Source organism: Nocardiopsis sp. NRRL B-16309 (assembly GCF_001279585.1).
GTDB lineage: Bacteria > Actinomycetota > Actinomycetes > Streptosporangiales > Streptosporangiaceae > Nocardiopsis.
Map to the genome: position 1 here is coordinate 22,134 of NZ_LGEC01000090.1, position 18,908 is coordinate 41,041.

Below are 18,908 nucleotides of genomic sequence, written 5' to 3' on the forward strand. Positions count from 1 at the left end.
TGCTAGGTCCGTGGAGAGTCGGTGCGGGCCGTCGTCACTGTGCGGAAGCGGTACGCGGGTACGGCCGGTGTGCGTCTCGCAGCGCCGCCAGGGCCTCCTCGCGCCATGAGCGCGCCGCGGGCAGCAGCTTGGTCAGTGCGGAGGAGGTATGGATCTGCCCGCGCTGCAGCGAGAAGGTGGCCGGTACACCGGCTTCGGTGAGGCGCCTGGCGTACTCCTCGCCGTCATCGCAGACCGGGTCGTACTCGGCCGACAGGATGTAGGCGGGCGGCAGTCCGGACAGGTCCGGGGCCAGCAGCGGTGACGCGTACGGGTGATGGGCGTCCTGGGGAGAGTCGAGGTAGTACCGCACGCAGGCCTTGATGCCGTCATGCGTCAGCCCGTAGCCCGTGGCGTTGCGCTGATGGGACGGCGTGCTGGCGGTGAGGTCGAGGGCCGGGACCTCCAGCAGTTGCAGGACCAGAGCCGGGCCGGTCTCGTCGCGGGCCTTCAACGCCACCGCCGCGGCCAGGTTGGCGCCGGCGGAGCCACCACCGATGCTGATCGAGTCGGTCCGGACACCGAGCTCGTCCGCGTGCTCGGCGGTCCACAACAACGCCGCGTAGCAGTCGTTGAGGCCGGCCCCGAACTTGTGCTCGGGGGCCTTGCGGTATTCGACGGTGACGACGACGCAGTCGGCGCCGGCGGCCCGTTCCCTGCAGAGGATGTCGATGGATTTGTGCTTGATCGACCCGCCGATCCACCCGCCGCCGTGCAGGTAGAGATGCGCCGGGTGCGGACCCGCCGTGGGTGGGGTGAAGACGTGCAGCTCGACCGAACCGCCCTCGACGGGCAGCTCGACGACGCGCCGTTCCACGCCGTCCGGTGCGGGCTCCATGATCTGGTCCATCAGGACGTCGGCGGCCGCGCCCTCTTCAGCACGCCAGACATCGAAGTCGTCGATCTCTTCCGGCATCGGGGGCATATTGGAAAGGAGCGGTTCGAGGATGGGGTCGATGGGCACGGTGATCTCCAACGGTTGGGAGTGGCTGGACGTGGTTTGGGTTCGGTGAGTTTCAGATGCAGGCGCGCAGGGCGCCGCAGAGGGCTTCGGCTCGGTCGTCGGTGACTCCTCCGGGGCGGATCGTCTGATAGGCGAACGCGGTCTGGGATTCCAGGTGGCCGAAGGCGAGCTGGCCGCCGAGACCGTCGTGACCGAAGCTGCCGGGTCCCGCCATGGGCCGGCGGCGGCTGTGGAGCATGAAACCTGTGCCCCATTGATTCCCTTCGTCCGGGCCGACGTGCGGAGTGCCGCGGGACTGAACGGCACGAGCGTCGCGGACCGTCTCGGGGGCCAGGAGCCGGACTCCTGCGACGTCACCGACGGTGGCGGCGTACACCCGGGCCAGCCCTCGAGCACTGGCGACGAGATTCGCGCCGGGCATCTCGGCGTCGAGGAACTCCGGCCGGTTCGCGGAGGCGGGCATGTCGTAGGGGTCGAAGACTCCTCCGAGGCTCATGGAGCGCTCCACGAGGGGCTGGGCGAGTGCCTGTGCCTGCCGTTCGGCGGCGATCGGATCGGGGTCGGGCATCGGCGCGGCCAACGCACGGACGTCGGGTGCGGCCCTGTCGGCGCCGTAGCTCATGGCGACGCGGAGCGGCTCCGCGATGCGCGCGGCCAGCCACTGGCCTGGACGACTGCCCGTGGCGCGCCGGAGTACCTCTCCGGCCAGCCAGCCGAAGGTCAACGCGTGGTAGCCGTAGGCCGTTCCGGGTCGCCAGGCCGGGGTCTGGGCCGCCAGTGCCCCCACGATCGGGTCCCAAGCCCGGAGGTCGGCTGCGCTGAGGTCCACGTCGGGTGCCATGAGCCCGGCTCGGTGGGCGAGCACGTGCCGGACCGTGGTGGCTTCCTTGCCGTGGGCGCCGTACTCGGGCCAGTAGCGGGTCACGGGCGCGTCGAGCTCGATCAGGCCCTCCTCCACCGCCATGAGCAGGCAGACGGTGGTCACTCCCTTGGAGGCCGAGAACACGACGCTGCGGCAGTCCGGCCCCCAGGGTCCGTCCGGCGTGGTGCCCGCCCACAGGTCGATGGCCACCTGCCCTCCCGCGTACACGACGCAGGACGCGGCGGTGTCGCCTCGGACCTCGAAGTTGGCAGCGAAGGCGTCCGCGACGCGTTCGAACCCGGAGGCCACGGTGCCCTGAACGTCGATCGGGCCGGGGCGGCGACGGGCCCGTGAAGGATGAGGCGGGGAACCGGGCATCGGGTCTCCTGGCTGGCTGATGGTCGATCCGGACGGCGTCGCCGCATGTGATCGTTGACACGTGTAACCTGAACTCGGCAAAAGATAGACCACCTGATTACACGTGTCAACGGTGACGCGGGAAAGGACGTGGCGTGAGCCCTCGACCTCCCACCAGCGCGGACGTGGCCAAGGCCGCCGGGGTGTCCCGAGCGACCGTCAGCTACGTGCTCAACGGCCGCGCCGACGTTCGCATCACCGACACCACTCGCCAACAGGTGTTGACCGCGGCACAGAAGCTCGGTTACCAGCCGTCACCGGCCGCACGTGCTCTGCGGGCGGGTCGCGGCGCCGTCATCATCGTCCTGGTGCCCGCGTGGGGTTCGGGCCGGTTCGCCGACCTGTTGGCCGAGGTGGGGCAGCTCGTCAACCGGCACGGCCTGGTGTGCCTGCGGCACGAAGGCGCCCACTGGGAGGGCAGACTCGCCGAGCTTCTCGCCAGGGTCACGGCGGCCGTGGCCGTCACGATGGAGCCGCTCGGCCCGGAGGACGCCGCCGCGCTGGAACGGGCCGGTGTCCCGGAGGTGAGGTGGTGGCTGGACGACCCGCGACCGCACGACACCACGGTGATCAGCCAGGCCGGGATCGTGCGACTGCAGGTCGAGCACCTCCTGGAACGCGGATACGAGCGGCTGGCCTTCATGGCGCTGAGCCACCCGCAGGAACAGCGCTTCCAGGACATGCGCATCCAAGCCTTCAAGGAGGCCTGTCGCGACCACGGTCTTCGGAGTGCGTCGGTGGCCGTGGAAGAACCCGACCTGGATGCCGTGGCGGCAAGGCTGCGCTCCTGGCGTCGTCGGTCCCATCGCCCGCTCGGAATCTGCGCCTGGAGCGACGTCACGGCGACCGCGGTGCTCAACGCGGCTCGGGCGGTCGATCTGGAGGTGCCGAACGAGGTCGGCGTCATCGGCGTCGACGACGCGCCGATCGCGAGGCTCGCCCTACCGGCCCTCAGCAGCATACGACTGAACCTCTCCCAGGAGGCCGCCCTGGTGGCGCGCAACGTCGCCGCGACGCTGGCGATCGACGAGCCGGAATTCTCTGCCACCCTGGAGTCGGCGATCGTGGTTCCGAGGGCGTCCACGATGAGGCATCACGTCGCATGAAGTGGCGTTCGGTGGTCGAGTCCATAGCGTCTCGGACTGCCTGGACGGTCACGGTTGACAGGATGCGGACCTGTCAGGTCGCCCCGAGCACGCACGTTCAGCGAGTCGACCGCGCACCGCGAACAGTCCAGCTCGGGTTGGCGAAGACCTCCCACCACGCCTCGGCCGCGCTCCTCCAGGTAGAGGCTGCGGCCGTCGGTTCCGGAAAGGACTTCGACGTGAACACCGGTCCGTGGGAGCTGGTGTTTCAGAACGCCTCCACGACGACAGTCATACTGCGCCGTTACCAGCACCGCCCACGTTCTGAGCAGAACCCCGACAAGACGATCTGTCCGTACTCGGTCCCGGTGTCAAGGTGTCCCGCGGGCCGGCCGGACACAGGACCCGAGCGCTCCCGGACAGAGTGCAAGTCCTGCTCTCTGTGTGCCAGGGATTGCGTCCGAAGTCGACTCTACGTGCCGTGACATTCGTGGTTCTCGGGCAGGGCTGAGCGGGCTCCGGCCAGGACCAGATCGACGAGTCGGCGGACATGGTCGCGGCCTGTGGGCTGTCCGCGTTGCAGGACGCGCAGGTGGAGCGGGCCCGCCAGAGCTTCGAGGAGGAATTCGGGATCGGTCTCCCGCGGGAGGTCGCCGCGCTCGATGCCGCGTCGGACCAGATGGCCGGCGCGATCGAGGCGGTCGGTCCAGAACCGGCCGCGCAGTTGCGCTGCCTGGGTGTCGTCGTCTTGCGGGTCGAGGGCGATCCGGGCCAGCGCACGGCCGGTGGGCGTGGCGAGGAAGGCTGCCAGCGCGGTGAAGAAGGTTGTCAAGTCCTCGTGTGTGGAGCCGGTGTCCGGTCGGGGCAGTTCGCTGTCCAGGCGGTGGGAGAGGGCTTCGAGGATCAGCTTGCTCCGGGTGCCCCAGCGACGGTAGACGGAGGTCTCGTGGACTCCGGCTCGGGCGGCGATGTCCGCGATGCGGGTCCCCTCCAGGCCCTCGGTGGCCAGGAGTTCGGTGGTGGCCTCCAGGACGGCCTGGCGTACGGCTGCGCCGCGGCGGTGAGAGGGGGTCGGGCGGGGTGGTGTCATGTCTCTCATTATCGCAGGTGGACTTGCGATCCCTCCGGGCAGAGGTTTCACTGGCCTTATCGCAAGTCAGCTTGCGATGGAGTGATCTGCGGAGGCGACGCCATGCTCACCAGGGCCAAGACCGATAACGGCGTGCTGCGCGGCCGGGCTGAGGGCGGCCTGACCGTCTTCCGCGGGGTGCGCTATGCCACCTGTGAGCGGTTCGCCCCGCCCCGGCCGGTGCCCGCCTGGAGCAGGGAGCGGGACGCCACGGTCGACGGATCGATCGCTCCGCAGGGGCCGTCCCGGCTGGAGCCCGTGATGGGTGTGCCGGAGCGGCACGAGCAGGACGAGGACTGCCTGAACCTGACCATCACCACTCCACAGGCCGACGATCGGGCCCGACCGGTGCTGGTGTGGTTCCACGGCGGCGCCTGGGTCTCGGGCGCCGGATCATGGAAGTGCTACGGCGGTCACCGGCTGGCCCGTGAGGGTGACGTGGTCGTCGTCTCGGTCGGCCACCGGCTCGGCGTCCTGGGCTACCTGCGTTCCCCGGGAATCTCCGAGGGCAATCTGGGCCTGGCCGACCAGCTCGCGGCCCTGCGGTGGGTACGCGACAACATCGCCGCTTTCGGTGGGGACCCGAACGCGGTGACGGTGGCGGGCCAGTCCGCGGGCGCCCACACCGTGCAGTGCCTGCTGGGCATGCCCGACGCCGAGGGCCTGTTCCGCCGGGCCATCATCCAGAGCGTTCCGGCCGGTTTGGGCCTGGGCAGCGCCCGCACCGCCCAGCGTGCCGCCCGGCGCTTCCACGCCCGGCTCGGCACGGACCCGCGCACCGCTCCCTTGGCCCACGTCCTGACCGCCCAGAGCGAGGTCGCACGCGAGGCGGCCGGCAGGTCGCAGCTCAACACGACACCGCGGTTCGCGCCCGTCGCAGGTGTCGGCCCGCTGCCGGACGAAGCACGCTGGGCCACATGCCTCGCGGAGCGGGCGCCCGGCCTGAGCGTCGTCATCGGCACCACCGGGCAGGAGATGAGCGCCTTCTACGCCACGAACCCCGCGCTGCGCCGTCTGCGCCGGATCCCCGTCCTGGGGGCGGCGGCCGCGGACACTGTGGAACGCGTCGCGAGCGCTGCCGTCTTCTCCCGCCCCACCCGCCACCTGGCCGGCCGGTTGAGCGGGGCCGGTGCCCGAGTCTGGGCCTACCGGTTCGACTACGCCGCCCCTGGATCGCCCTTCGGCGCCGCTCACTGCATCGAGCTGCCCTTCCTCTTCGGCACCGACGCCGACTGGGCCACCGCACCGATGCTCGCCGGCGCCCGCCCGGACGACATCGAGACCCTCGGACGGCGCTTGCGCACGGCCTGGCTCGGCTTCGTCCGCACCGGCACCCCGAACACCGGCACCCCCTGGCCGCGGTTCACGGCAGACGCCCCCGCCATCCACTACTGGTACCGCTGAGGTTCCTGCCGACGGGTCCGCGTGCGTTCGTCGGCGGTGATACCGGCTTTCCAGTACGTGGTGACCAGGGCCCGGTCCAGGGCTGCGCGCTGACGCGCTGATAGGCCTGCGCCGAACATGACCGCCATGAGGGTGTGCAGGAACAGCGCTCGGCGCGACACGGCATCGCGTGAGGTCGCGCGGTCAAGCGCAAGGTCCAGAGAGTTCAGATGGACGCCTGAGCGCCGAGCAGGGTGACGATTCCGCCCACAGCCGTGGTCAGGCGGGTGTACTCGTCCTCGGGGTCGATGACCGCAGCCGTCACCCCGGAGTAGAGCGATCTCAGCAGGTCCAGCTTACAGAAATAGGACTTGCCGGATCCGGACCGGGCGAGGACCACGGTGTCGTAGGTGTCAGCCGCCCACCGGTCCCACACCACCACCCCGGAGGACCCGGCATTGAGCCCGTACAGAACAGCCCTGCAGCAGGGGCGGTTCGATCAGGTGTCCTTGATGGCCTCTACTGTGTCGAGGTAGTAACGGCCTCGTGGTGACCTGCGCCGACGAGTGTTCGCCCAGGTCGGAGGGTTCCGTTGAGGGACCTCCACGGCGGTTGGGAGCCGTTGGGAGACGTTCGCGTCTCCCAAAAATCTCCCAGTCCGGGGTGGGAGACGCCCGTCTCCCACCCCGTCCGGACGGACGGCTTCCGCCTCGTGGAGATCCCTCGGTCACCAGGAAAGGGTGATCGGGATGGAGTCCTTCCGTTGGCCACGATGGGTCACCATCGCAGCCGTGCTGCTGCTCGCTGGCATCGCCGCAGTGGTGTCCTACTCCCACATGTACGAACTCGCCCTGCGCCACGGCGAACCCGAGTGGCGCGCGAGCCTGTTCCCGCTCTCGGTGGACGGGATGATCGTCGGCGCGTCCATGACGTTGCTCAGCGACGCTCGCCACGGCCGCAAAGACGGTCTGCTGCCCTGGGCGCTGCTGATCATGGGATCCGGGGCGTCGCTGGCGGCCAACGTCGCGGTCGCCGACCCCACGATGTGGTCGCGGATCATCCACGCCTGGCCGTCCTTCGCGCTGATCGGTGCGTATGAGCTGCTCATGCGCGAGTTCCGCACGGCGGCTAGGAGCGTACGCACTGCGTCCGCAGCTCGTGACCAGTCCCTGCGGGCAGAGGAAGAGGAAGCTCAGGGCTCTGGGGCATCGGAATCCGGGGAGGTCGCCGACCTGCAGACCGTGCATGATCCAGGCAGCGGGCCTGGAGAAATGCTGGCTCTGTCCCCGTTCCAGGACCGAGCTTGGCAGTGGGCGCTGGAGCAGCAACGCGAGACGGGGCGGTTGCCGAGCGGGAAGGAGATCGCGGCGCACTTCGGCCGAAAGGAGCGCTGGGGGCGACTGGTCAAGCAGCGAGGACAACGAGAAGGCGTTCTCGCAAAGGTTGGATAGGTGCTCCGTGTGAGTGAGCCCCACACAACTCCATGCGGTGTGACCTGAACGGCCTGAGAGGTAGAAGTTCCTGCGCCGCGCACAGCCGTGCTGGGGCTTCACACTTGCGGGAAGAGATCTCTGATGCGGCATGGTGAGAGTTAGCCTCAGGACGTGTCGTCGCGGGCCCGGAAGGAGCGGTTGAGAACCGGAAGTGATCGTGGGATCTCGGGGAGGTTCCTAGCTCGTTTTCGTCGGTGATGGGGAGTAGTGTCCGGTCTTGTATCAGCGCGTGGCACTGGTTCGGAAGGTGTTTGGGCAGGTTGCGCGCCGTGGCGGTCGCCCTCCGGGGCGGCCGAGGATCGCAACAGGTCCAAGTACACGGTCGCGGACTGCTGCCGACCGTGGCGGTCGCCCTCCGGGGCGGCCGAGGATCGCAACCGCATCATCGAGGGCGTCGCCGCCGACACCACAGAGGTGGCGGTCGCCCTCCGGGGCGGCCGAGGATCGCAACTCGACAATGTTGATGTGCCCCGTGTCGCCCCGGTAGTGGCGGTCGCCCTCCGGGGCGGCCGAGGATCGCAACACCACCACTCCTGACCGGTGTGGGTGATGCTCTGGGTGGCGGTCGCCCTCCGGGGCGGCCGAGGATCGCAACCGAAGGGACCCATGCCCACCACACCCCAGAACCGGCGTGGCGGTCGCCCTCCGGGGCGGCCGAGGATCGCAACGCCGTGGCAGATGTAGACCACGCCCGGAGCCCAGGTGTGGCGGTCGCCCTCCGGGGCGGCCGAGGATCGCAACAACTTCGTGCCGGAGGACGGCTCCTCCTGCCCTCCGGTGGCGGTCGCCCTCCGGGGCGGCCGAGGATCGCAACATGCCGTTCGACACGGCCGACCGGAGCGCTGACCAGGTGGCGGTCGCCCTCCGGGGCGGCCGAGGATCGCAACTCGTACACGTCGCGCATGTCCACCAGGGGCTTCGGTGTGGCGGTCGCCCTCCGGGGCGGCCGAGGATCGCAACCCTCAGCGGGGCGCCCAACGGCAGCACCACCTGCGTGGCGGTCGCTCTCCGGGGCGGCCGAGGATCGCAACGACCCCGGCGGCGCGAGACGCAACGTCGACCTGCCCGTGGCGGTCGCCCTCGGGGGCGGCCGAGGATCGCAACTACAACGAGACCAACGAGGACGTCAGCAGCACCGCGCGTGGCGGTCGCTCTCCGGGGCGGCCGAGGATCGCAACGAGGGACTCGGGCCCGTCATCGACGACGCGTCGGCGGTGGCGGTCGCTCTCCGGGGCGGCCGAGGATCGCAACGACACTCTGCAGGCGGCCGCCGAGAGCTGCGCCGTGTGGCGGTCGCCCTCGGGGGAGGCCGAGGATCGCAACCCCGCCACCACGGCCCACTCGTAGCCGAGCCCAGTCGTGGGGGTCGAGGATCGCAACGACCACCGCTTCCAGCATGTACACCCCAAGCAGCAGTTGTGGCCTTGCCAGCCGTCGTGCTGGTTCGGTTCGCACTGCACCTGCCAGAGTTTTAAGGAGTTTGGAGGTATTTGTCTATTTTTGGGAACTAATGAGAAATTAGGGACTTTTGCGTTGTGTCTATTTTGTCATTTTTCTTGAAGTGCCGAGAATTGTCGTCGGCCTCCAGTAGGTTCCTTGCTCGTGGCATTCGTGAACGATTTGGGCTTGGAGCGCACCTGTGGCCTTGTGGGGGCATAGCGTCAACCACCAGGGAAAACGACACTCCCTGGAAGATCATCTGAAGGGAACCGGCCGTCGTGCCGGACAGGCCGCGAGTGTGTTTCGGGCTGCTGGTCTGGCCCGTCACCTGGGTCATCTGCATGACGTGGGGAAAGGCGCTTGCGACTGGCAGGACGGGCTGCTGCGGGCCGAGCGCAGCGGTGGGCGGGTCGGTATCCCGCACAAGCACGCCGGAACCTGGCTGGCTGAACAACAGGGCCTAGCGGTGTTCTGCGGGGTGGTCTTCGGCCACCACGGTGGGCTTCCGTCGCTGTCCCGGCTCAAGGACGAACTGGACCAAGCCGAGGGTAAGTACAAGCTGCAGGTCGAGGAGGCCATCGACCGGGTCAGCAAGATCGTCCCGGAAATCCTGACCGGACCCGGGCTGCCCGCCTGGATCGAGCAGACCCAGGATCCGATGGCCGTGGACGTGCTGGTCCGCATGGTCTTCAGCGCGGTCGTGGACGCCGACTACCTCGACACCGCCGAGCACTTCGACGGTCGGCCCCGCTCCCCGCACACCCTGAACGCGGCCGACCTGGTGAGCCGGTTCGAGAGCGCACGGCAGCAGAAGTTGGCTGACGCCGTGGCCTCGCCCGTGAACTTGTTGCGCAACGAGGTCTACGACCAAGCCGTGGCCGGCGCTGCGGGGCCGGTGGGGTTGTACCGTCTTCCCTCACCCACCGGGTCGGGCAAGACCTTCTCCGCTGCGGCGTTCGCGCTGCACCACGCGGCCGCCAACGGTCTACGGCGGGTCATCGTGGCGGTGCCGTTCATGTCGATCACCGAGCAGAACGCCCAGGTCTACCGCGACCTGCTGGACCGGCCCGGCCACACCCCCGTGGTGCTGGAGCACCACAGCGGCATCGACCTGGACAAGCCGGGCAAGGCCGTCTCTGCGGCGGAGCGGTGGCGGCGCCTGGCAGCGGAGAACTGGGACTCCCCGTTCGTGGTCACCACCACGGTACGGCTGTTCGAGTCCTTGTTCAGCAACCGGCCCGCCGCGATGCGGCGCCTGCACAACATCGCTGGGTCCGTGCTCGTGCTGGACGAGGTCCAGGCCCTGCCGGACGCCATGCTGCGGCCCATCCTGTCGATGCTGCGCACCCTGACCGAGCACTTCAACGTTACGGTGCTGCTGGCCTCGGCCACTCAACCCGCCTATGGCAACCTCAAGGTCGTGCGCGACCTGCCCGTGCATGACCTGATTCCCGAACCGGAGCGGCTGTACAAGGCGCTGAACCGGGTCCGCTACCAGTGGTGGATTTCCCCGAAGCCCACCCCCGACCAGGTCGCCCAGCGCGCCGCGGCTCAGCGCCAGAGCCTTGTCATCTGCAACACCACAGCCCAGGCCGCCGAGCTGCACACCCTGATGGAGCAGCACCGCGCTCCCGAGGGCGGGCAGGTCTGGCACCTGTCCACCCGCATGGCCTCCGCGCACCGCAAACGCCACCTGGAGGAAATCCGCGCGCTCCTCACAGCGGGCGAGCCGGTGGCGGTGGTCTCCACCCAGCTCGTCGAAGCCGGGGTGGACCTGGACTTTCCCATGGTGTTCCGCGCGTTCGCGACCGCCGAGGCGATGCAGCAGGCCGCCGGCCGGTGCAACCGCAACGGACACCTGGCCCAAGGCGACGTGGTCATCTTCGACATCGACGGCTGGGACAAGGCCGCACAGCGCATCTACGGCCCGGCCCTGGGGGTGACCCAGGAGTACTTCGGGCCCGGCCGAGCCCTGCCCGACGACATCACGGTCATGGACGCCTACTACACCGAGCGTTTCGCGCGCGCCAACGTCGAAGCGGTGGGCGCCACGATCCAGGACCGGCGCGAGAACGGCGACTTTCCCAAGGTCGCGGAGCTGTTCCGGATGATCGAGGAGCACACCGTCCCCGTGGTGGTCCCGCACAGCACCAAGGACACAGCCGAACAAGCCGAGTGCCATCGCCTGATCGGCCGACTGCGTGCCGGCGCCCCGGGCAGTGGCGATCTGCTGCGCCGGCTGCGGCCCTCCATTGCGAGCCTGCCCAAGGCCCTGGCCCGCAAGCACGCCGACCTGACCAGCCCGGTCCTGGGCGACCTCGTCGAATGGCTGGGCGATTACGACGATCAGCGCGGCATCGAGTTGTCCGATTCGAAGGAGTACGTGTTTTGACCCGACCCCGCCACCGCCCCGGCCAACACCCACCCCTGGTGGTGGAGATCCAGGGCCCCAACGCCTGCTTCACCCGCCCGGAGTTCAAGACCGAACGGCTCAGCTACCCCGTCATGACCCCATCCGCGGCCAAAGGGGTCCTGGAAGCGATCTTCTGGAAACCGGAGTTCGCCTACCAGGTCCAGGCCATCGAGGTGCTCACCCCCATCCGCTGGTTCTCCGTCCGCCGCAACGAGGTGGACTCCACCCTCTCCCTGGACTGGGTGCGCACGGCCATGAGCGACCACCAGCACCGCTTCGACGCCGAACAGCACCGCGACCAGCGCAACATGGTGTGCCTGCGGGATGTGGCCTACCGCATCCACGCCCAGATGCGGATGCGACCACACGCGGACGCGCCCGAGGCCAAGTACCGCGACCAGTTCCGCCGACGCATCCAACGCGGCGCGTGCTTCTCCCAACCCTTCCTGGGCACCCGGGAGTTCTCCGCCTCCTTCGGCAAGGCCACCACCCGGGGCCCGATCGACCACACCGAGGACCTAGGGGTGATGCTGCACAGCATCGACTACACGGACGGCCGTGAGTCCTACCGGTGGTTCCACGCCCAACTCGAGGACGGGGTCCTGGCGGTTCCCCCGCAAGGAGCCGAGCTGCCCACCGCCTCTGCCGGAGTCCGCACCGGTGGGAGGGGATGAGCCGATGCTGTTGACCCGCCTGGTCGAACACGCCCCCCACCTGGACCTGCCACCGGTCTACTACCGGCACCGGCGCGTGCGCTGGGTCCTCTCCCTGGACGCTCAAGGCAGGGTGAAGTCGGTGGACAGCGCCGGACACCCCACGTTGGGCTCCCTTGCCGACGGCGAAAACCGCCACGGGATCGACCTGGCCACCCCTTACGTCTACCGGTCCGGGGCCAAACCACCCCCGATGCTGCTGGTGGACACCCTGCAGTACGTGCTCGCCATGCCGGTGAACGACTCCGACAAGGCCGAAGCCGAAGCGATCCGCCGCAACGACGCCTACATCGCCCTCCTCGAGCAGTGGTTCGAGCACGCCCCGGACGAGTCGACCGCGGCGGCCGTGCTGGCGTTCTTCCGCCGCCAGGACCACCTCAACGTCACCATTCCCGAGGACGCCAAGCCCAGCGACACACTCGCCCTGCGCGTGGAGGGCCAGTGGGCCCATGAAGCCGACAGTGCCTCATCGGTGTGGCGCACCGTTGTGGCCCAGCGAAAGGGAAGCGACACAGGCCAGGGGGTGTGCTTGGCCTGTGGGCAGGAAGGGGCTCTGCTGGACACCATCCCCGAACCCGTCAAGGCCGGGGCGATCCCCGTCCCCACGGGGATGGGCAGGGACACGGTCCTGGTGTCGGTCAACAAGTCCGCCCAGGGCCGCGGTGGACGGATCCAGCTCGCCGACATTCCCATCTGTGACGGATGCGGCAGTACGGCCACCGCCGTGCTCAACTCGCTGCTGGCCACCAACGAGCACCGGTACCGCACCAGCGACAGCGTCACCGTCTGGTGGCTCAAACGCCCCACCCAGGTGAGCCTGCTGCGGTCCTTGCGTGAGGCCCGCCCCGAGGACATCGGCGCGCTCTTCGCCGAACTCGACCAGCCCCACACCGGGCTGGAGAATACCCGCACCGACCCCAACGCCTTCTACGCCTTGACCTTGTCGGCTAACCAGAGCCGAGTCGTGGTCCGTGACTGGCTCGATGTCCCCCTCACCGACGCGCTGACCCACGCCCGCACCTGGTTCCAGGACCACCAGATCCAGGACGTGTGGCAGACAGAACCCCAGCACGTGGCGCTATGGCGAATGGCGCGCTGCCTGGGCCGCTGGAAGGACGACGACACCGGCAAGGGCTACGCCAAGGACAGCGAACCCAAAACAGCGGAGCGCACGCTGCTGTCCATGGCGCTACACGGCGAGCACTACCGGCCGCCGGTGTTCCTGCTCCAACGTCTGGACCAGCGCATCGGCGCCGACGGACACCTCGATCTGCCCCGCATGGCCCTGCTCAAACTCCTCCTGCTCCGCCTCAACCCCCAGCTTCGGGAGACCGTGATGCCCACCCTCAACGACAACGACGACCACCCCGCCGTGCTGTGCGGGCGCTTGTTCGCCACCTTCGAGCAGATCCAGTACCAGGCCCTGCGCGACCCCGCGACGAAGAAGGGCCCCAACACCACCGTCACCGACAAGTACTTCACCGCAGCCAAAGCCCGACCGCTGTCGGTGATGGAGATGGTCCGCGACACCGCCAACGCCCACCTCAAGCGCCTCAAGCGCGACAGCCCGGGTGCCTGGGGCGGATTGAGCAACCGCCTGGACGTCCTCTACACCCGCCTGGGCGGGGCACCACCGGCCACCCTGAACCTGGAAGGCCGCGCCCTCTTCACGCTGGGCTACCACCAGCAGCGCGCCGACGACCGCGCCGCGGCGGCCAAAGCCAAGGAAGCCAAAGCCGCCAAAGCCGCTCAGGACACCCCGTCAGCCGAAACCGAATAACCCCCGCTGAGAACCCTCGGAAAGGACCTCTTCATGAGCACTGACACCACCCGCACGCACCTGGACCCCGCCCGCAAGCACGACTTCGTGTTCCTGTTCGACGTGCGCGATGGCAACCCCAACGGAGACCCCGACGCCGGAGGCATGCCGCGCACCGACCCCGAAACCGGCCAGGGCCTGGTCACCGACGTGGCCATCAAGCGCAAGATCCGCAACACCGTCTCCCTGATCGCCCACGACCAGGCCGGCTACGACATCTACGTCGAGGCCGGCACCTCCCTGAACTCCCAGCACGAACGCGCCTATGAGGCCCTGAACCTGGACGCCGACAAGAAGAAGCGGCGCGTGTCCGAACCCCAGGCCCAGCAGTGGATGTGCGCGCACTTCTTCGACGTGCGCATGTTCGGCGCGGTCATGACCACCGGGAAGAAGACCGCCGGGCGAGTGCAGGGCCCGCTCCAGCTCACCTTCTCCCGCTCCCTCGACCCGGTGCTGCCGCAGCTGCACGGCATCACCCGCGTCACCCAGACCCGGGAGGAAGATGTGGAGAAGGGGGAGAGCACCGAGTTGGGCACCAAGCACACCATCCCCTACGGGCTGTTCCGAGGCCACGGACACTTCAGCGCCCCCCTGGCCCAGCGCACCGGCGTCACAGGCAAGGACCTGGAGGTGTTCTGGCGGGCGATGACGCTGATGTTCGAACACGACCGGGCCTCCACCCGCGGGGAGATGGCGCTGCGCGGGTTGTACGTGTTCTCCCACGACGACGCGTTCGGCAGGGCCCCGGCCCACGAACTCCTGGAGCGCATCGAGGTGGCCAGCCTTGACCAGGGGGCGGTGCGGTCCTTCGACGGCTACAAGGTGCAGGTCAGCGACGAGAACCTGCCCGAAGGCGTCACGTTGACCAGGATCGTGGGGTGAGCACGCCTGAGGCGCCACCCCGAGAGCTCACCCCGGTGATGCTCTCGGCCCTGGAGCATTACGACTACTGCCCCCGCCAAGCCGGGCTCATCCTGCTTGAAGACGGATACGCCGACGACGCCGCCACGGTGCGCGGCACCCTGCTGCACCACCGCGTCCACGAACCCGGCGAAGACAACCGGCCCGGCGTACGCACCCTGCGCGCCCTGCCGGTCTGGCACGACGGCCTCGGGCTGAGCGGGGTGTGCGACGTGGTGGAAATCCACGCCGACGGCACAGTCCTGCCCGTGGAGCACAAGTCCGGCTCTTACAAGCCGGGAGGGCCGGCCGACCTCCAGGTCGCCGCTCAGGCCATGTGCCTGGAGGAACGGCTGTGCACCACGATCACCTCAGCGGTCATCTACTCCTCCGCCGACCGGCGACGCCACACCATCACCGTGGACGGGGACCTGCGCGCCAGGGTGCGGGAAACGGCCGAGCACGTGCGGGCGGTCATAGAACAGACCGCGCTCCCCGCCCCTGCCGCGGACCAGCGGTGCCGCCGCTGCTCGATGAACATCACCTGCATGCCCAAGGTCCTGGCCAACCACAAGAAGTTCGCCACACTTCGGGGAGCGTTGTTCTCCCCGGCACCCGAGACGGACTGGGATGACTGAACTCCTCAACACCCTCTACATCCAAACCCCGGGAGCGTCCCTGCATCTGGAGCACGACACGGTCCGCGTCGTCATCCCCGACACCCCACAACGCCATGTGCTGCCGCTGCGCCGGTTGGAATCGATCGTGGTGATGGGCAACATTCAGGTCAGCTCCCAGCTGATGTCGCGCTGTGCCGAGGACGGCCGCCCCATCGTGTGGATGAGTAGAGGGGGCCGGTTCCTCAACCGCACCGACGGGCCCACCCGCGGCAACGTCCTGCTGCGCCACGCCCAACACCTGGCCCACGCCGACCCCGTAGCGCGTCTGGGGATCGCGCAGGCCTGCATCGCGGGCAAGGTGCAGAACTCCCGCCAGGTCGTCCTGCGCGGGGCGCGGGATGCGACCACGCACAAGACGCGGCTGCGCGAGATCGCCCAGACACTCGCCGAAGCCGTGGACAGCCTGCCCGATATCCAGGACGTGGAGTCGGTGTTCGGGGTGGAGGGCAACGCGGCCCGCGTCTACTTCGAAGCCTTCGCTCTCATGCTGCGCACGGACACCGGAATCGACTTCCCGGGCCGAGTGAAACGGCCACCCACGGACCCCGCCAACGCGCTGCTGTCCTTCCTGTACGGCCTGACACGGTCGGTGGTGCACGGCGCGTGCGAGCAGGTCGGGCTGGACCCCTACATCGGGTTCCTGCACGGGTTGCGCCCCGGGAAACCGGCGCTGGCCTTGGACCTGATGGAGGAGCTGCGGCCATTCACCGCGGACCGTCTCGCGCTCACGCTGATCAACCGCAAACAGGTGCGCCTGGACCATTTCGAGACACTTCCGGGCGGAGCCGTGCAGCTCACCGAGGAGGGGCGCAAACAGGTGCTCACCCAGTGGCAGGCCCATCGGAAGAAGGAGCACCCGCACCGTCTCCTGGGAAGAAAGGTGCCGGTGGCATTGCTGCCCGCGGCCCAAGCCCGGATCCTGGCCCGCCACGTGCGTGGTGACCTTCCCGGCTACCTGCCCTGGACACTGTGATGGAGCTACTGGTCACCTACGACGTGGCGACCGTCGAACCCGAGGGTGCACGCCGGCTGCGGCAGGTCGCCAAGCTCTGCGAGGGGTACGGGCTACGCGTGCAGAAATCAGTGTTCGAAGTGGTGTGTACCGACGCCGAGGTGTTGACGCTGACGGACCGCATCGAGCGGATCATCGATGACAGCGAGGACAGTGTGCGCATCTATCGGGTGCCGAGGGGAACGTTCAGCTCGGTGAACACGCTGGGCATCGCCCAGTGTCTCCCGCACGGGGACTCGTTGGTGCTGTAGTGAGGAACCTGAAGTGATCAGAGAATCCCGGGACGGTTCCCAATCGCCTTCGGGTGCCTCTGGGCGCGAGTGTCTGTTTTTGACCGCATGTTCGGCGCGGATCCCAGGGGAGTTCTCCCAGTTCGCGCGCCGTGGCGGTCGCCCTCCGGGGCGACCGAGGATCGCAACATCGGTTGCTCCAAGCGGGCATGTAGACGGGGGCAGCGTGGCGGTCGCCCTCCGGGGCGACCGAGGATCGCAACACCCTCCCTGATGTGGGCGGGTTGGGGCACATGATCGTGGCGGTCGCCCTCCGGGGCGACCGAGGATCGCAACCCCTTTCTGGGGGTGGTGGCCCGCCCGGTCCCTGGAAGTGGCGGTCGCCCTCCGGGGCGACCGAGGATCGCAACGTCACGGGTCGCGCCCGAAAGCTGGCGTTTGCGGCGTGGCGGTCGCCCTCCGGGGCGACCGAGGATCGCAACGCGAGCTTCTTCAACCCGCGGCTGATCTTCGACACCGTGGCGGTCGCCCTCCGGGGCGACCGAGGATCGCAACTCCCTCAAGGCCGGCCAGGACGCCATGGTCCCCGAGTGGCGGTCGCCCTCCGGGGCGACCGAGGATCGCAACGGTTTGTGCACCGCCGTTGTGCAGCCGGTGTCAGGCGTGGCGGTCGCCCTCCGGGGCGACCGAGGATCGCAACGCCCTCGCTCTGGTCAACGAAGGCCTGGAGGAAGGCGTGGCGGTCGCCCTCCGGGGCGACCGAGGATCGCAACGAGGACACCCGGTTGGGGCTGATGGCCGCGGAGACGGTGGCGGTCGCCCTCCGGGGCGACCGAGGATCGCAACCGCCTCCGAGCTTGCGCGCCAGCCAGTCCCACTCGGGTGGCGGTCGCCCTCCGGGGCGACCGAGGATCGCAACACCACACACGTCGCACACAGCGATCCCCGTGAGCAAGTGGCGGTCGCCCTCCGGGGCGACCGAGGATCGCAACAGCTCAGGGAGACGAGTGGGGCCACGTCGTCGGTGGGTGGCGGTCGCCCTCCGGGGCGACCGAGGATCGCAACGCCAGGATGCAAATGCCTCAGTCGTGGGGCGAAGCAAGTGGCGGTCGCCCTCCGGGGCGACCGAGGATCGCAACGACCAAGACGTGGGCCAGTCCGCGGAAGCCGTCGGCGTGGCGGTCGCCCTCCGGGGCGACCGAGGATCGCAACGCCGGTATCCCCTACCGCATGGTCGTCGGCATCCGCGTGGCGGTCGCCCTCCGGGGCGACCGAGGATCGCAACGCCCTGTCGGCCCTGGGTCTCGCGTGCGTGCTCCGCGTGGCGGTCGCCCTCCGGGGCGACCGAGGATCGCAACCGAGTGACCACCACCACGGCCATGAGTCGCCGCGAGTGGCGGTTGCCCTCCGGGGCGACCGAGGATCGCAACGACGCAGGGTCTCGGAGCTCACCCATGGCGCACCTGTGGCGGTCGCCCTCCGGGGCGACCGAGGATCGCAACCCCTCGCGCAGGATCAGCTCTGTCCGGGCCACCTGGGTGGCGGTCGCCCTCCGGGCCGACCGAGGATCGCAACAAGCAGATCGTCGCCGGGATCGTGGAGTACGACGGGTGGCGGTCGCTCTTCGGGGCGACCGAGGATCGCAACGTCCAGCGTGCCCTGCGCGGCGACGGAGCGGAGGGTGGCGGTCGTTCTTCGGGGCGGCCGAGGATCGCAACGATCTGGGACATCAGGGCCATCATGCCTCCACAACGTGGCGGTCGCTTTCCGGAGTGACCGAGGCATAACGCGTACGAGCTTGGCCATTGAGCGCCGCTGTGCCGACAGGCCCGGACGTGACCGTGAGGATCGAGACCTGATGCGGGAGCCGCAGAGGCTACCTGGTCGATACCCGCGTCCACTAAGAGCTCATCTCATTTGGATTCTCGGTAACCTGGCCGCGTGTCGATGGTTGAACGCCTTGTGCCGGATGAGCTGTGGGACCTGTTCCAGCGAGTGGTGCCCGAGGCGCCCACGCGTCACCAGGCCGGCGGGCGGCGCAGACACGGGGACCGCGAGGTGCTGGCCGCGATCATCTTCGTCGCGACCAGCGGTTGCACCTGGGCGCAGCTCCCGCCGGTGTTCGGCCCGTCCGGGCCCACCGCTCACCGGCGCTTCACCGAGTGGACCCGGGCGAGGGTGTGGGCCAAGCTGCACCGGCTGGTGCTGGACGAACTCGGTTCCCGCGGCAAGGTGGACTGGTCGCGGTGCGCGATCGACTCGGTCAACATGCGTGCCCTCAAAGGGGGGAGCTGACGGGTCCGAATCCTGTCGACCGGGGCAAGAAGGG

The 18,908-nt window shown here is 69.0% G+C and carries 14 protein-coding genes, 2 pseudogenes and 2 CRISPR repeat arrays; of the genes and pseudogenes, 11 read left to right on the forward strand and 5 right to left on the reverse strand.

The genetic code is table 11. From position 1 onward, the window contains the following. Positions 1-34: 34 nt before the first annotated feature. Positions 35-955, reverse strand: a complete 921-nt coding sequence (locus ADL05_RS20385; RefSeq protein ID WP_197285877.1) for an alpha/beta hydrolase — start codon at positions 953-955, stop codon at positions 35-37. A gap of 100 nt (positions 956-1,055) precedes the next feature. Continuing rightward, the gene (locus ADL05_RS20390) at positions 1,056-2,243 is read right to left on the reverse strand and encodes a serine hydrolase (RefSeq protein WP_053618596.1); all 1,188 of its coding nucleotides are present in this window, start codon (positions 2,241-2,243) and stop codon (positions 1,056-1,058) included. A gap of 134 nt (positions 2,244-2,377) precedes the next feature. Between ADL05_RS20390 and ADL05_RS20395 the strand changes: the two genes are divergently transcribed. Then, complete coding sequence (locus tag ADL05_RS20395; protein WP_082376630.1) at positions 2,378-3,388, forward strand: LacI family DNA-binding transcriptional regulator; 1,011 nt, start codon at positions 2,378-2,380, stop codon at positions 3,386-3,388. A 35-nt stretch (positions 3,389-3,423) separates the two neighbouring features. On the opposite strand, the pseudogene ADL05_RS31905 reads toward ADL05_RS20395, so the two are convergent. Together ADL05_RS31905 and ADL05_RS20400 are read right to left on the reverse strand one after the other, a co-directional pair. After that, a pseudogene (locus tag ADL05_RS31905) lies at positions 3,424-3,528 on the reverse strand (IS5/IS1182 family transposase); the annotation flags it as partial. 311 nt (positions 3,529-3,839) lie between these two features. Next, complete coding sequence (locus ADL05_RS20400; protein ID WP_053618598.1) at positions 3,840-4,457, reverse strand: TetR/AcrR family transcriptional regulator; 618 nt, start codon at positions 4,455-4,457, stop codon at positions 3,840-3,842. Positions 4,458-4,559: 102 nt separating this feature from the next. Here ADL05_RS20400 and ADL05_RS20405 point away from each other — a divergent pair, with 102 nt between their 5' ends. Next, the gene (locus ADL05_RS20405; RefSeq protein WP_053618599.1) at positions 4,560-5,900 is read left to right on the forward strand and encodes a carboxylesterase/lipase family protein; all 1,341 of its coding nucleotides are present in this window, start codon (positions 4,560-4,562) and stop codon (positions 5,898-5,900) included. A 205-nt stretch (positions 5,901-6,105) separates the two neighbouring features. On the opposite strand, the gene ADL05_RS31910 is transcribed toward ADL05_RS20405, so the two are convergent. After that, positions 6,106-6,321 (reverse strand): helicase HerA domain-containing protein, encoded by a 216-nt coding sequence (locus tag ADL05_RS31910; RefSeq protein WP_053618600.1) that lies wholly within the window; start codon positions 6,319-6,321, stop codon positions 6,106-6,108. Between the two features lie 307 nt (positions 6,322-6,628). On the opposite strand from ADL05_RS31910, the gene ADL05_RS20415 reads away from it, so the two are divergent. The 9 genes and pseudogenes from ADL05_RS20415 to ADL05_RS20455 all read left to right on the forward strand — a co-directional run. Continuing rightward, positions 6,629-7,330 (forward strand): DUF2637 domain-containing protein, encoded by a 702-nt coding sequence (locus tag ADL05_RS20415; RefSeq protein WP_053618610.1) that lies wholly within the window; start codon positions 6,629-6,631, stop codon positions 7,328-7,330. A gap of 311 nt (positions 7,331-7,641) precedes the next feature. Next, positions 7,642-8,752: direct repeats of the CRISPR family, unit length 37 nt; unit sequence GTGGCGGTCGCCCTCCGGGGCGGCCGAGGATCGCAAC. A 259-nt stretch (positions 8,753-9,011) separates the two neighbouring features. After that, complete coding sequence (locus tag ADL05_RS20420) at positions 9,012-11,204, forward strand: CRISPR-associated helicase/endonuclease Cas3 (RefSeq protein WP_053618601.1); 2,193 nt, start codon at positions 9,012-9,014, stop codon at positions 11,202-11,204. Next, positions 11,201-11,899, forward strand: coding sequence for a type I-C CRISPR-associated protein Cas5c (gene cas5c / locus ADL05_RS20425; protein ID WP_231640835.1), 699 nt, complete (start codon positions 11,201-11,203; stop codon positions 11,897-11,899). The genes ADL05_RS20420 and cas5c overlap by 4 nt, the downstream gene beginning before the upstream one ends. Positions 11,900-11,903: 4 nt before the next feature. Then, on the forward strand, positions 11,904-13,718 hold the full coding sequence (gene cas8c / locus ADL05_RS20430; RefSeq protein WP_082376634.1) for a type I-C CRISPR-associated protein Cas8c/Csd1: 1,815 nt from the start codon (positions 11,904-11,906) through the stop codon (positions 13,716-13,718). A 33-nt stretch (positions 13,719-13,751) separates the two neighbouring features. Beyond that, complete coding sequence (cas7c, locus tag ADL05_RS20435; protein WP_053618602.1) at positions 13,752-14,639, forward strand: type I-C CRISPR-associated protein Cas7/Csd2; 888 nt, start codon at positions 13,752-13,754, stop codon at positions 14,637-14,639. After that, positions 14,636-15,295, forward strand: coding sequence for a CRISPR-associated protein Cas4 (cas4, locus tag ADL05_RS20440; RefSeq protein ID WP_231640836.1), 660 nt, complete (start codon positions 14,636-14,638; stop codon positions 15,293-15,295). Before cas7c ends, cas4 begins: the two co-directional genes overlap by 4 nt. Next, the gene (gene cas1c / locus ADL05_RS20445) at positions 15,288-16,310 is read left to right on the forward strand and encodes a type I-C CRISPR-associated endonuclease Cas1c (protein ID WP_053618604.1); all 1,023 of its coding nucleotides are present in this window, start codon (positions 15,288-15,290) and stop codon (positions 16,308-16,310) included. The genes cas4 and cas1c overlap by 8 nt, the downstream gene beginning before the upstream one ends. Beyond that, complete coding sequence (gene cas2 / locus ADL05_RS20450; protein ID WP_053618605.1) at positions 16,310-16,600, forward strand: CRISPR-associated endonuclease Cas2; 291 nt, start codon at positions 16,310-16,312, stop codon at positions 16,598-16,600. The genes cas1c and cas2 overlap by 1 nt, the downstream gene beginning before the upstream one ends. Positions 16,601-16,731: 131 nt before the next feature. Further along, a CRISPR array of direct repeats spans positions 16,732-18,369; the repeat unit is 37 nt; unit sequence GTGGCGGTCGCCCTCCGGGGCGACCGAGGATCGCAAC. Between the two features lie 151 nt (positions 18,370-18,520). Continuing rightward, positions 18,521-18,908 (forward strand): annotated as a pseudogene (locus ADL05_RS20455) (transposase); the annotation flags it as partial.